Source organism: Streptomyces chengmaiensis (genome assembly GCF_029846775.1).
In the GTDB taxonomy this organism is placed as follows: domain Bacteria; phylum Actinomycetota; class Actinomycetes; order Streptomycetales; family Streptomycetaceae; genus Streptomyces; species Streptomyces chengmaiensis.
Genome location: NZ_JARWBG010000015.1, coordinates 92820 through 105655 on the forward strand (window position 1 = coordinate 92820; position 12836 = coordinate 105655).

13 protein-coding genes are annotated in these 12836 nt (G+C 72.2%); 6 read left to right on the forward strand and 7 right to left on the reverse strand.

The window, feature by feature from the left end; genetic code table 11:
- The first annotated feature begins 176 nt into the window (after positions 1–176).
- From QCN29_RS15330 to lnt, 3 genes are all read left to right on the forward strand, one after another.
- Positions 177–1373, forward strand: a complete 1197-nt coding sequence (locus QCN29_RS15330) for a methyltransferase (RefSeq protein ID WP_279928576.1) — start codon at positions 177–179, stop codon at positions 1371–1373.
- A gap of 126 nt (positions 1374–1499) precedes the next feature.
- The gene (locus tag QCN29_RS15335; RefSeq protein ID WP_279928577.1) at positions 1500–1961 is read left to right on the forward strand and encodes a nuclear transport factor 2 family protein; all 462 of its coding nucleotides are present in this window, start codon (positions 1500–1502) and stop codon (positions 1959–1961) included.
- 109 nt (positions 1962–2070) lie between these two features.
- Positions 2071–3792 (forward strand): apolipoprotein N-acyltransferase, encoded by a 1722-nt coding sequence (gene lnt, locus QCN29_RS15340; RefSeq protein ID WP_279928578.1) that lies wholly within the window; start codon positions 2071–2073, stop codon positions 3790–3792.
- Here lnt and QCN29_RS15345 read toward each other — a convergent pair.
- A complete protein-coding gene (locus QCN29_RS15345) occupies positions 3716–4621 on the reverse strand; it encodes a Gfo/Idh/MocA family protein (RefSeq protein ID WP_279928626.1) in 906 nt (301 codons plus the stop codon). The two genes, lnt and QCN29_RS15345, sit on opposite strands and share 77 nt — an antisense overlap.
- 41 nt (positions 4622–4662) lie before the next feature.
- Entirely contained in the window at positions 4663–5919 is a 1257-nt protein-coding gene (locus QCN29_RS15350) for an FAD-dependent monooxygenase (protein WP_279928579.1), read from the reverse strand.
- A gap of 92 nt (positions 5920–6011) precedes the next feature.
- Here QCN29_RS15350 and QCN29_RS15355 point away from each other — a divergent pair, with 92 nt between their 5' ends.
- The 3 genes from QCN29_RS15355 (at position 6012) to QCN29_RS15365 (ending at position 7839) form a co-directional block, all read left to right on the forward strand.
- On the forward strand, positions 6012–6629 hold the full coding sequence (locus QCN29_RS15355) for a TetR/AcrR family transcriptional regulator (protein ID WP_279928581.1): 618 nt from the start codon (positions 6012–6014) through the stop codon (positions 6627–6629).
- A gap of 40 nt (positions 6630–6669) precedes the next feature.
- Complete coding sequence (locus QCN29_RS15360) at positions 6670–7185, forward strand: DinB family protein (protein ID WP_279928583.1); 516 nt, start codon at positions 6670–6672, stop codon at positions 7183–7185.
- A 90-nt stretch (positions 7186–7275) separates the two neighbouring features.
- On the forward strand, positions 7276–7839 hold the full coding sequence (locus QCN29_RS15365) for a hypothetical protein (protein ID WP_279928584.1): 564 nt from the start codon (positions 7276–7278) through the stop codon (positions 7837–7839).
- Positions 7840–8038: 199 nt separating this feature from the next.
- On the opposite strand, the gene QCN29_RS15370 is transcribed toward QCN29_RS15365, so the two are convergent.
- From QCN29_RS15370 to fabG, 5 genes are all read right to left on the reverse strand, one after another.
- Positions 8039–8506: a hypothetical protein gene (locus QCN29_RS15370; protein WP_279928585.1), complete on the reverse strand. Its 468-nt coding sequence runs from the start codon at positions 8504–8506 to the stop codon at positions 8039–8041.
- Between the two features lie 30 nt (positions 8507–8536).
- The gene (locus QCN29_RS15375; protein ID WP_240136255.1) at positions 8537–9220 is read right to left on the reverse strand and encodes a uracil-DNA glycosylase; all 684 of its coding nucleotides are present in this window, start codon (positions 9218–9220) and stop codon (positions 8537–8539) included.
- Between the two features lie 134 nt (positions 9221–9354).
- Positions 9355–10935, reverse strand: coding sequence for an ABC transporter substrate-binding protein (locus QCN29_RS15380; protein ID WP_279928586.1), 1581 nt, complete (start codon positions 10933–10935; stop codon positions 9355–9357).
- 125 nt (positions 10936–11060) lie between these two features.
- Positions 11061–11870 (reverse strand): SDR family oxidoreductase, encoded by an 810-nt coding sequence (locus tag QCN29_RS15385; RefSeq protein ID WP_279928587.1) that lies wholly within the window; start codon positions 11868–11870, stop codon positions 11061–11063.
- Between the two features lie 16 nt (positions 11871–11886).
- Positions 11887–12648 carry a 3-oxoacyl-ACP reductase FabG gene (gene fabG, locus QCN29_RS15390; RefSeq protein ID WP_279928589.1) on the reverse strand — a complete coding sequence of 254 codons (762 nt, stop codon included), beginning with the start codon at positions 12646–12648 and terminating at the stop codon, positions 11887–11889.
- Positions 12649–12836: the final 188 nt, after the last annotated feature.

Below are 12836 nucleotides of genomic sequence, written 5' to 3' on the forward strand. Positions count from 1 at the left end.
GTGCACAGCCGGGCGTGCGACCGTCCCACGGTCGCGGGTCGGCCGCCGCCCTCTCCCCGCGAGCTGGCGACGGCCCACGCGTGAACAGCCCGGCCGCGTGAGCGCAGCGCCGCATGAACAACCCGTCGGACCGACCGGGCCGACGGGTCGGGGCGCTCGGATAGCCTGAGGGCACGATGAACCGTTTGACCACGTCATGGGGCGAGTTCGACCTCACCCGCTTCCCCGAGGACGCCCGCGACCCGCTCCGCGCATGGGACGCCTCCGACGAGTATCTGCTGCGTTGCCTGGACGGCATCGAGGGCGCCGCCCCGCCCGTCGACCTGTCCGGCACGGTCGTCGTCGTGGACGACCGCTGGGGCGCGCTCACCGTGGCGCTCGCCGGCCGCCGGCCAGGACGGATCCGTCCCGTGCAGATCTCCGACTCCTTCCTCGGCCGCCGGGCGACCGAGGCGAATCTGGCGCGCAACGGCATCGGCCCGGCCTCGGCGCGGCTGCTGACCGCGCGGGACGCGCCACCCGAACGGATCGACGTGCTGCTGATCCGGGTGCCCAAGAGCCTCGCACTGCTGGAGGACCAGCTGCACCGGCTGGCGCCCGCCGTGCACGCCGGGACGGTCGTCGTCGGCACGGGCATGGTCCGCGAGATCCACACCTCCACCCTGGCGTTGTTCGAGCGGCTCCTCGGCCCGACCAGGACGTCGCTCGCGGCCAGGAAGGCGCGGCTGATCTTCTGCACACCGGACCCCGCACTGCCGAGGACGGCCGGCCCCTGGCCGCTGCGCTACCGGCTGCCCGCCGACACCGGGAGGCTGGCGGGCGTCGCGGTCACCAACCACGCCGGCGTCTTCTGCGCCGACCGGCTGGACATCGGCACGCGCTTCTTCCTGAGCAAGCTGCCGGAGCGGCACGGCCCCGAGCGGGTCGTGGACCTCGGGTGCGGCAACGGCATCGTGGGCACGGCGGCCGCGCTGGCCAACCCCGAGGCCGAGGTGACCTTCATCGACGAGTCGTACTCCGCCGTGGCCTCCGCCGAAGCCACCTACCGCGACAACGTCAAGGAGACCGCAGCTGCCGGAGGACGTTCCGCGGCCCGCTTCCTCGTCGGCGACGGAATGGCGGACGTCCCCGACGGCAGCGTCGACCTGGTCCTCAACAATCCGCCGTTCCACTCGCACCAGGCGACCAGCGACGCCACCGCCCGCCGGATGTTCGGCGGCGCACGGCGCGCGCTGCGCCCGGGCGGTGAACTGTGGGTCGTCGGCAACCGCCACCTCGGCTATCACGTCCGGCTGCGCCGGCTCTTCGGCAACTGCGAGACGGTCGCCGGCGACCCCAAGTTCGTCGTGCTGCGCGCCGTCAAGCACAGCTGACGGGCCGCGCCCCCCGGGTCCGCGGCCCCCCGCGAAGACGACGGTCGCCGCTCCGGCGCGAAGCTCGGACCCGCCATCCTCGCGCGGACCCTTGGCGCAGTCCGCGCGGTGGCCGACACTGAGCCGATGACGCAGCGTGTGGATCTCACGACCGTGATGCACCGGCTCGCCGTCGACGACGTGGTCTCCCGCTATGCGGCTGCGGTGGACGACGGCGACTGGGACGCCTACCGGGCTCTGTTCGCGCGGGCAGGCCGCGCCGACTACCGCAGTTCCGGTGGGATCGAGGGCCCGGCGGACGATGTGGCCGACTGGCTGGCGCAGACTCTGCGGGTCTTTCCGGTTCGCCAGCATCTGATCGTCAACCGGCGGGTGCGGCTCCAGGACCTCGGCGGCTACCCGGGGGACTCGGCCGACGTGCAGGCCGACTATCTCAATCCGATGCGCCTGGACTCCGGTGAGGACTTCACCTCGGGCGGCCGGTACGCCTTCTCCCTCATACGCACCGAGGCCGGCTGGCGGCTGCGCTCCGCAGTGATCCACGAGAAGTGGCGGCGTACCGGTCGCCTCGGGCCTGACGAGGGCTGATGCGCCCCGCGCGGTCTGCCCGCGCGCGTTTGTCTCACCCACACTGGAAGGAACACTGCTGGCGGGTCCCGGTCCGGCAGGCCGGGGACGCGGGACGAGGAGGCGCGGCATGCGGATCCCGGCGGAGGGACGCGGCGATCCGCCGGGCCCGGCGTCAGGTCCGGTGCCCGGACCGGCATCCGGGCCTTCCCCCGGACCGGATGCCGGCCCGGATGCCGGTCCGGGGGAAGGTCCGCCCGGTCGGCTGAACCGCCTGCTGACCTCCCGGCTGTCGACGGCTCCGCCCCTCGCGCGCGACGGGGCGGCACTCGTCGCCGGCGCCCTGCCGGTGCTCGCCTTCCCCGAGCCGTCCCTGTGGTGGCTGGCATGCGTGGCGCTGACGCCCTGGCTGCTGATCCTGCGCACGGCCCCGTCAGGCCGCCGCGCTGCGCTCGAGGGGTGGCTCGGCGGCGTCGGGTTCGTGGTCGCCATGCACCACTGGCTGGCGCCGAATCTGCATGTGTTCATCGTGGTCCTGGGGGCGCTGCTGGGCGTGCTGTGGGCACCCTGGGGCTGGCTCGTGCGGGCGCTGCTGGGCGGCGCACCCTCCGCCGCGCGAGGGGCCGCGGCCGTGCTCGCGGTGCCGTCCGGCTGGCTGCTGATCGAGCTGGCACGGTCCTGGGAGGGGCTCGGCGGGCCGTGGGGCCTGCTGGGGGCGAGCCAGTGGCAGGTCGAGCCGGCGCTGGCACTGGCGTCCGTCGGCTCCGTGTGGCTGGTGAGTCTGCTGATCGTGGCGGTGAACACGGCGCTGGTGCTGCTGTTGACGGCCCGTGCGGCGCGCCTTCCCGCACTGGCAGGGCTGCTCGTCATCGCGCTCGCCGTCCCTGCCGCCTGGCTGTGGGCGCCGCGTCCGGACCCTTCCGGCCGTGTGCGCGTCGCAGTCGTCCAGCCGGGCGTCGTCAACGGCCTCTCCAGCATCGAGCGGCGCTTCGACCGCAGCGAGGAGCTGACCCGCGGGCTGGCCGCCCGGGACCTCGATATGGACCTGGTGGTCTGGGGCGAGAGCAGCGTCGGCGCGGACCTGGGCCGACGTCCCGATCTGGCCGGGCGGCTGGCCGCGCTCTCCCGCGAGGCGGACGCGCCGCTGCTGGTCAATGTGGACGCGCGGCGCGGCGACCGGCCGGGCATCTTCAAGAGCAGTGTGCCGGTCGGCCCCGAGGGTCCGGCCGGGGACCGCTACGACAAGATGCGTCTGGTGCCCTTCGGCGAATACGTTCCGGCCCGTGCGCTGCTGGGGTGGGTCACCTCCATGGGCGAGGCGGCGGACGAGGACCGCAGGCGCGGCACCCGGCCCGTGGTGATGGAGCTGCCCGGCGACGGTCTGCGCATCGGTCCGCTGATCTGCTTCGAGACGGCGTTCCCCGACATGAGCCGGCGGCTGGCGCGCAACGGCGCGCAGTTGCTGGTGGCCCAGTCGGCGACGTCGACGTTCCAGGGCAGTTGGGCGCCCGAGCAGCATGCGTCGCTGGCGGCGCTGCGCGCGGCGGAGACCGGCCGTCCCATGGTGCACGCCACCCTGACGGGCGCGAGCGCCGTGTACGACGCCGAGGGGGAGCGCATCGGCCGGGTGCTGGGCACCGAGGAGAGCACGGCCGCCGTGTACGAGATCCCGCTGGCCGAGGGCTCCACGCTGTACGTCCGCTTCGGCGACTGGCCGGTGTACGGCGCGCTCGCGGTGCTCGCCGCGCTCAGCGCCGCGGCGGGCGCCCGTACGTTCAGGTCGTCTGCTCGAGGGCGTGGAGCACGACGCGTTCGCACAGCTCGTGGGTCCTCAGGGCATCCGCGGGACTGAGGGTCTTTCCGGCCCGTACGGCGTCGAGGAAGGCGAGCACGGCCTGTTCGACGCCGCGCTGGCGGGCGACCGGAACCCAGTCGCCGCGGCGGCGCACGCTCGGCTGGCCCTTGTGGTCGACGACCTCCGCGAGATTGCGGACCTCGCGCTTGGTGTCCTGGCCGGACACCTCGAGGATCTCCTCGGCCGAGCCGCTCAGCCGGTTCATCACGCCGATCGCGGTGAATCCGTCGCCGGAGAGCTGGAGCACCACATGGTGCATCAGCCCGTCGCGGACGCGGGCGCGCACGTCGGTGTGGTCGACGGGCCCCGGCAGCAGGAAGCGCAGGGTGTCCACGACGTGGATGAAGTCGTCGAGGACGAGCGTGCGGGGGTCTTCGGGGAGGCCGACGCGGTTCTTCTGCATCAGGATCAGCTCGCGCGGATGCTCCAGGCACTGGGCGTACGCGGGGGCGAAGCGGCGGTTGAACCCGACGGCGAGGCTGACCCCGCGCCGTTCGGCCAGGTCGGCCAGTCGCCGGGATTCGGCGAATTCGTAGGCGAGGGGCTTGTCGACGAAGACGGGCACCCCGGCGTCCAGGAGCCGGCCGACGATCTCGGCGTGCGCGGCGGTCGGGGCGTGGACGAAGGCGGCGTCCGGCGCCTCGGCGAGTAGCGACGCAAGGTCGGCATGGCGGCGTTCCGCGGGGACATGGAGCATGTCTCCGATCCGCGCGAGCGTCGCCGGGGTGCGGGTCTGCAGATGCAGTTCCACGCCGGGCAGGGTGGAGAGCACGGGGAGATAGGCCTTCTGCGCGATGTCCCCGAGCCCGATGCAGCCGACCTTCACGTCGTCCTCCCTCTGTGCGCCGGTGATGCGCGTGTGCGACCTCAATCTGACGGTTCTCGCCGTCGCTTCGGCGGTGCTCCGGCGGCACCGGCAGCATACGTGGGCTGCGGCGGACACCAGTCGGCGATCCCGTCGAAGGTGCGCAGCACCAGGCCGGGGCCGAGCCGGGAGGCCGCGGCCATCAGGGTGTTGCGGACGGCGACGGCGGGTGTGTTCGACAGGGTGGCCAGGCGGGCGATCCGCGCGGAGAGGCGCACCACGGCGGTGGTGCGGGGCAGCCGCTGGGCGGTGTACGCGGCGAGGCCGGCCGCCAGGTCGGCGTCGGGCGGAGCGCAGTGGGCGAGCACGACGGCGTCCTCGACGGCCTGGTTGCCGCCCTGGCCGGCGAAGGGCGCCATGGCGTGGGCGGCGTCGCCGAGGAGCGCGGTGCGGCCCCGGTGGAAGGCGGGCAGCGGATCCTTCTGATGCCAGATGTCGTTGCGCAGCACCTGTTCGGGGTCGGCGGCGGCGATGATGCCGGGAACCGGGTCGTGCCAGTCGCCGAAGCGGCGCAGCAGTTCGGACTTCTCGTCGTCGCCGGCCCGCTGTCCTGAGGGGGCGGCGGCCGCCGCGTAGGCGTAGATCCGGTCGTCCTTGAGGGGCTGGCTGCCCCACAGTGCGCCGCTCCCCCAGGTCTCGTGGGGCGGGAAGGGACGGTCGAGGGCGGGGACGACGACCCGCCAGGCGGTGACGCCGGTGTATCGGGGGCCCGGGTGGCCGGGGAAGAGCGCGGTGCGCGCGTCCGAGTGGATGCCGTCGGCGGCGACGACCAGCTCGGCGGCGATGTCCCCCCGGGTGGTGGTGACGCGTGCCGGGCGGCCTGCGGGGTCGCCCGGGTCCGCGAGGACGGCGGACGTGCCCAGAAGCAGGGCGTCGGAGGGCAGCCGGGCGGCGAGGTGCTCGATGAGCGTGGCGCGGTGCAGCGGAACGAGGGGGCCGCCGAAGCGTTCCGCGGCGGCGCGGCTGTCCGTGCGGGAGAGCCAGCGTCCGCTCGGGGTGCGCAGGCCGCCGTCGCCGTGCCAGGTGGCCAGGGCGCGGACGGCGTCGCCCAGTCCGACGACGTCGAGGGCGCGCTGGGAGTTGGGGGCGAGGCCGATGCCCGCGCCGACCGGTTCGAGGCTGTCGGCCCGTTCCAGGACGGTGGTGTGCCAGCCGCTCTGTCGCAGGGCGACGGCGGCGGTCAGCCCGCCGATGCCGCCGCCGATCACAACGGCTCGGGGGGTGTGGGGTCGTGCGGGAGTGCGCGGGGCCGAGGACATGGCTCCTCCTGGAGTGCTCACACAGCGGCGACTACACCTGTAGTGATGCCATCAACGTACTACATGTGTAGTGAAGGCGGTAGGTTGACGTCATGACCGCTCGCACCAGGACCACAGGCGCGGGCCCACGCGCCGAACTGATCGGCGACGCAGCGCTGGAGCTGCTCGTCGAGCGCGGCATGCGGGGGCTGACCCACCGGGCCGTCGACGCGAAGGCGGGACTCCCCCAGGGGTCGACGTCCAACCACGCCCGCACCCGGCAGGCCCTGCTCCAGACGGCGGTGCGCAGGCTCGCCGACCGCGAGGCCGCCGCGCTGGCCCCGCAGGAGCTGCCGGTCCCCGGTGACGGGCTCGACGGGCTGACCGACGCCCTCGCCCTGGCTCTGCACCGCTATCTGACCGACCACCGCCCCCTGCTCGTCTGCCGCTATGAGCTGGCCCTGGAGGCGACCCGGCGTCCGGAGCTCCGCTCGTTCTACGACGCGACCGGCAGCCGCTTCCGGGAACCCCTGAGAGCCTTGATGGCGGCGGCCGGCTCCGCCGAGCCGGAGCGGCACGCGCTGTCTCTGGTCGCCTGGTGCGAAGGGCTGATGTTCTCGTGCGCCGCCGGCTCGTATCACGCGGCCGTGCCCTCGCGGGCCGAGCTGCGGACCGGCTTCGGCGAACTGCTGCGCGGCATGCTGGGCGAGGACCCACAGCCGAGCCGATAAACCGTGGCGTGCGGCAGTGCGTTGATCGATGATGTCCGCCATGACGACCACACCTGAGCGCACCGAGCCCTCCACCACCGCCGGCGAACGCGCGATGCTGGAGGGCTGGCTGGAGTTCCACCGCGAGACCCTGGAGAGGAAGTGCGCCGGCCTGACCGACGAACAGCTGCGCACCGCGTCCGTGCCGCCCTCGGACCTCTCCCTCCTCGGACTCGTACGGCACATGGCGGAGGTGGAGCGCGGCTGGTTCCGGCGGACGCTGGCGGGCGAAGAGGCGCCGCCGCTGTACTACGACGACGCGGACCGGGACGGGGACTTCCACCCCGCCGAGGAGGACACCTGGGAGGAGGCTCGGGCGACCTGGCAGGCGGAGATCACGCGGGCGAGGGAGCTGGCGGCGGACCGCTCGCTGGACGACCTGGCGGCACGCACATCGCGCGCGGGCGAGTCGTACAACCTGCGCTGGATCCTCACCCACATGATCGAGGAGTATGCCCGCCACAACGGCCACGCCGACCTGCTGCGCGAATGCGTCGACGGCTCGACCGGCGACTGACCGGTCCACGAGCCCGGCGGCGTCACCCGTGCGGGCCATTCGACGGCCGTATGCCTGAGAGGACACCCGGCACGCAGCAGAGTTGCGCGGGTGCATGAGACCCGAACCGCGTTACACGCGCTGGCCGGGGTCATCGCCTGTGCGGCCGCGTCGGGGTGTGTGGCCGTGGAGACGGGGCCCGTTCCGCCGCCGGCCCGACAGGCCCCGCCCTCGGCACAGGCCGTGACACCGCAGATCGTGCAGGGGCCGGGCCGCGAGGTCCTGCGCCGACCGCCCGGTGACCCGCCGGCCGGCAATCCGCCGGCCGGCGACCCCGCATCCGACGGCGCCGCCTCGCCGCGGACGTCCAAGGCCGCCGCTCCCGGCTCCGCGGACGCCGCCCCGCGGTCGCGGCGACACCCCGCCGGAGCCGCCCAGCCGCCCGTACGGCAGCAGCCACGGCCGACCCCGGAGGCCGCGCCGCGACCGCGGCCCGGCACGGCGACACCGTCCTGGCGGCCCGCACCCGCGTCCCCGTCGCTCGCCGGCCCCGCAGATACGGCGCTGCCCGTGCCCGCCGTACGGCCCGACGTCTGTGCGCTGGGCGAGGAGTACGGGGGGTGGCCGACGGACAGCCCCCAGGCGGTGATCTGCAAGCAGGCGGCCGGAGACTGAGCCGCCGCACCTCCTGAAGGCCACGCCCTCGAGCTCCCCGGCCCAGGAGGCAGGGGCCTGGGACGCAGCCCCTTGAAGGGGCGCGCTTCCGGCGGCAGCTGCGGACGGAGCCCGGGGAGAGGCGGCCGGGGAAGTCCCAGGAGCGAGGGCCCTCCGACCGGGCCCGGGTCGGAGGCTCGGGCCCTGGGGCCGGGCCCCTTCAGGCCAGCCGGCTCTCCAGCCGCGCGATGGCCGCCCGCACCCCGTCCCCGTACCCGTCGTCCCCCAGGGAGTCCGTCGCCGCCCGCGCCCGGTCGAGATGGACGCGCGCGGCCTCCGGCCGGTGCAGCTTCAGGTAGTCGGCGGCGAGATTGAGGTGGAGCGACGGGTACAGGGATCTCACCGCCAGCGTCTCCTCGTGCCGGGCGAGCCGCTCATCGCCGAGCCCTTCCGCCGCCGACAGCGCCCGCAGATCCCAGGCCAGCTCATCGCCGGGGTCGTCCTGGGCGTCGGCCATGTAGTGCGCGAGGGTGCACCGGTGCAGGGGGTCCCCTTCCTGGCCGATCTCGCCCCAGAGAGCGGCGAAGCGGTTGCGTGCCTCTTCCCGGTCGCCGCCGTGCAGCAGCATCACCGCCTGCCCGATCCGGGTCATCATGGCGTCCCCCGACGCCTGCCGCTGCTCTGCCACGGGGCCTGCACCTCCCTCGCGCCGATCCTCTCAGCCCAGATCCGGGATCCGCCAGTCGATCGGCGCGTGCCCCTGGGCTGCGACCGCCTCATTGATCCGGGTGAAGGGCCGGGACCCGAAGAACTTCTTCGCGGACAGCGGCGAGGGGTGCGCGCCCTTGACGACCACATGGCGCTCCTGGTCGATCAGCGGCAGCTTCTTCTGCGCGTAGTTCCCCCACAGCACGAAGACCGCCGGGTCGGGCCGCTCGGCGACGGCGCGGATCACGGCGTCCGTCACCTTCTCCCATCCCTTGCCCTTGTGGGAGTTCGCCTCGCCCGCGCGGACCGTGAGCACGGCGTTGAGCAGCAGGACCCCCTGGCGGGCCCACGGCATCAGATAGCCGTTGTCGGGGATGGGGTGCCCGAGCTCCTCGTGCATCTCCTTGTAGATGTTGCGCAGCGACGGCGGGACCTTGACACCGGGCCGCACGGAGAAGCACAGACCGTGCCCCTGCCCTTCCCCGTGGTACGGGTCCTGGCCGAGGATCAACACCTTGACCTGCTCGTAGGGCGTGGCCTCCAGGGCGGCGAAGACCTCCTCGCGCGGCGGGTAGACCGGCCCCCTGGCGCGCTCCTCCTCGACGAACTCCGTCAGCTCCTTGAAGTAGGGCTTCTGCAGCTCTTCGTCGAGGACGCCGCGCCAGGACTCGGGCAGCATGGCGGTGTCGGTCACGTCAACAACCTCCGGTATGGGATCAGTTCGCGATCCGTGTTCTTGCTTCACAGAACCTACCGGGGACCACTGACAACGGCCCCGTGGGACCGGGCGGCTGCCCGGTCCCACGGGGCCGTGGAGACGGCGTCGGCCTACCAGCTGGCCTTGCGGTACAGCTCCCACATCTGCATGACCGTCTGCGGGTCGAGGGCGCGCTCGCCGCCGCCGATCTCCTCGCTCGCGGCCACATACAGCTTGCCCTGCCACAGCGGCAGCAGCCGCACGTCGTCGACGAGGATCTCCTGCGCCCTCTCGAACTGCTTGGTCACCGCTCCCCGGTCGCTCTCCCGCCGGGACTGCGGCAGCAGCTGCTCGGTGATCTCCGCGTTCTCGTACGGGGTGCTGAGCACGTTGTTCTCGCCGACGAACGGGGCGATGAAGTTGTCGGGGTCCGGGAAGTCGGGGAACCAGCCACGGCCGAAGACGGGGTACTCACCCGCCTTGTAGCCCTTCTGGAAGTCCTTCTCCGGCTTGCCCTGAATCGTGATCTCGAACAGACCGGAGGCGTCGAGCTGCCGCTTGAGCTCCTCGAACTCCGCCTTGGTGGCCGAACCGTAACGGTCGGTGGTGTACCAGAAGGTCAGCGGCACCGGCTCGGTGATGCCCTCCTCCTCGAGGATCTCCTTGGCCTTCTTGACGTCGGGCTCTCCGAAGCGGTCGAAGAACTCGGTGGTGTGGCCGGAGATGCCCTTGGGGACCATGGAGTACAGCGGCTCGGCCGTGCCCTGGTAGACGTTGGCGACGAGGGTGTCCCTGTTCACCACCTGTGCGATGGCGCGCCGCACGGCGAGCTTGCCCGCCATCGGATCCTTCGAGTTGAAGACGAGGTAGCGGATGTCCGCACCGACCGTCTCGACCAGCTGGAGGTGCTCCGTCCCCTCCTGCCCCTCCTGGATCTCGACCACCCGGCTGGAAGGAAGACCGCGGTAGATCGCGTCGATCTCCTTCTTCTTCAGCGCCTCCACCAGGACGTCCGACTCCTGGAAGTAGCGGATCGAGACGCCGTCGTTCTGCATGTTGGCAAAGCCCTGGTACTTGGCGTTCTTGACCAGTTCCGCCTTTTCGCCCTTCTTGTACTCGGACAGCACATAGGGGCCGGATCCGGTGAGCTTGCCGTCTTCGCGGAGCTGGTCTGCCGGGTACTCGGAGGGCGGTACCAGCGACATCGCGGGCGTGGCCAGGATGAAGGGGAAGGTCGCGTCGGCGGCCTTGAGCCGGAAAGTGATCGTCTCCTGACCGGTCGTCTCGATGGAGGCGAGGGAGCCGAGGAGGCCGTTGGGGCCACCCTCCACGTCGATCGTCCTGATCCGGTCGATGGAGTGCTTGACGGCCGCGGCGTCCAGCGCGTCGCCGTTGGAGAAGGTCAGCCCCGGGCGCAGCGTGCACTGGAAGACCTTGTTGGAGGCGTCCGTGAAGCGGCACCCCTCGGCGGCGTCGGGCTGCGGAGCGCTGCTGCCGGTCGGGAAGCTGAGCAGCGTCTGGTAGACGTTGCGGAACAGCTCCCACGATCCGTCCCAGGCGGCAGCCGGGTCGAGGGTCGTCGGTTCACTTGTGGTGCCGACGATGATCTTTTCGCCGTCGCCGGAGTCTTCGTCCCCGAACAGACCGCATCCGGCCAGCAGAGATATGGACGCTAGGGCTGCAGCGGCCTGCAGACTGGTCCGGTAGAACACTTGCACGCTCCTCGTTCAGCCATGGGTCGGCAGACGATACCGCAGCGCCCTGCCGGGTCAATGGAGAGGTCCGGCAGGGCACTTAGCGCAATCACCAACAATTGGTGCAAGTGGTGCAGGCGACCTCAGTGCACTCCGGCATTGAGGAAGATACCCCCATCCACCACCAGTGTCTGCCCGGTGATCCAGGCGGACTGGTCGGAAGTGAGGAAGGCGGCCGCTCCCCCGATGTCCTGCGGCACGCCGAGCCTGCCCAGCGGGTAGGCGGCGGCCGCCTCCGCTTCACGGCCCTCGTACAGCGCCTGGGCGAACTTGGTCTTGACCACGGCGGGGGCGATCGCGTTGACCCGCACGCCCGGCGCGAACTCGTGCGCCAGCTGAACGGTCAGATTGATCATCGCCGCCTTGCTCATCCCGTACGCGCCGATGAAGGGCGAGGGGGACAGCCCGGCCACCGAGGCGATGTTCACGATCGCCCCGCCGTGCTCCTTCTGCCAGGCGCGGTAGGTCTGCTGGGCGAAGCCCAGCGCCGAGATCACATTGGTCTCGTAGACCTTGCGGGCCACACCGAGGTCGAGGTCGGCCATCGGGCTGTAGACCGGGTTGGTCCCGGCGTTGTTGATCAGGAAGTCGACGCGGCCGAACACCTCCATGGTCCGCTGCACCGCGACGGCCTGGTGGGCCTCGTCGTGCGCCTTGCCGACGACGGCGATCGCACGGTCCGCACCGAGCCTCTCCACGGCTTCCTTGAGGGCGTCCTCACCTCGTCCGGTGATGCAGACCCGGTCGCCGCGTGCCACCAGCGCCTCGGCGACTCCGTAGCCGATCCCGCGGCTGCCGCCGGTGACCAACGCCACCTTCCCGCTGTCCGGCGCCGCCCGTCCCGCCCGTCCCGGCCGCCCCGACTGTTCCGGCTGTTCCGGCTGTTCGGTCATTTCGGTCGCCTCCGGTTCAGTTGAGCGGGCCGCCGGCCACGTACAGGACCTGGCCGGAGACAAAGCCCGCGTCTTCGCCGGTGAAGAAGGCGATCGCGTTCGCGATGTCCTCGGGCCTGCCCACGCGCTGCACCGGAATCTGACCGGCAGCCGCCTCCTGGAACTCCTCGAAGCCCATGCCGATGCGGGCGGCCGTCTGGGCGGTCATCTCGGTGACGATGAAGCCCGGGGCGACGGCGTTCGCGGTGATGCCGAACTTGCCCAGCTCCTTTGCGAGGGTCTTGGTGAAGCCCTGCAGCCCGGCCTTGACCGCCGAGTAGTTGGCCTGGCCGCGGTTGCCCAGGGCGGAGCTGGAGGAGAGCGAGACGATACGGCCGAAGCCTGCGTCCACCATGTGCTTCTGGCAGGCCTTCGCCATCAGGAACGCGCCCTTGAGGTGCACGTTCATCACGGTGTCCCAGTCGGATTCGGACATCTTGAACAGCAGGTTGTCGCGGAGCACACCCGCGTTGTTGACGAGGATGGCCGGCGCGCCGAGTTCGTCGGCGACGCGCGCCACGGCCGCCTCGACCTGCCCGGCGTCGGACACGTCACAGCCGACGGCGAGCGCCCGGCCGCCGGCGGCGGTGATCTTCTCGACGGTGTCCTTGCAGGCCGCCTCGTCGAGATCGAGCACGGCGACGGCGCGGCCCTCGGCCGCCAGCCGTACCGCGGTGGCGGCGCCAATGCCCCGTGCGGCGCCGGTCACGACGGCGACGCGCTGCTCGGTGGTGGACATGCTGTCTCTCCTCGCCCTGGGAATGACCATGGATGTCTGACGGATGCCGAGGGGCAGTGCGGCGGTGGCCGGCCCGGGACCCGTCCCACAAGCCCCCAGGTGAGCGACCGCTTAGTACCTTCGGCAGACGAGACGCTAGAAGCCCTGGCACCCGGTGTCAACGGCCGCCGTGCCCGCCTGCGCCGGCC

Bases quoted from the DNA above. Each gene is read 5' to 3' on its own strand.
- QCN29_RS15330 (WP_279928576.1), top strand. From the start codon at position 177: ATGAACCGTTTGACCACGTCATGGGGCGAGTTCGACCTCACCCGCTTC.
- QCN29_RS15335 (WP_279928577.1), top strand. From the start codon at position 1,500: ATGACGCAGCGTGTGGATCTCACGACCGTGATGCACCGGCTCGCCGTC.
- lnt (WP_279928578.1), top strand. From the start codon at position 2,071: ATGCGGATCCCGGCGGAGGGACGCGGCGATCCGCCGGGCCCGGCGTCA.
- QCN29_RS15350 (WP_279928579.1), bottom strand. From the start codon at position 5,919: ATGTCCTCGGCCCCGCGCACTCCCGCACGACCCCACACCCCCCGAGCC.
- QCN29_RS15355 (WP_279928581.1), top strand. From the start codon at position 6,012: ATGACCGCTCGCACCAGGACCACAGGCGCGGGCCCACGCGCCGAACTG.
- QCN29_RS15360 (WP_279928583.1), top strand. From the start codon at position 6,670: ATGACGACCACACCTGAGCGCACCGAGCCCTCCACCACCGCCGGCGAA.
- QCN29_RS15385 (WP_279928587.1), bottom strand. From the start codon at position 11,870: ATGACCGAACAGCCGGAACAGCCGGAACAGTCGGGGCGGCCGGGACGG.
- fabG (WP_279928589.1), bottom strand. From the start codon at position 12,648: ATGTCCACCACCGAGCAGCGCGTCGCCGTCGTGACCGGCGCCGCACGG.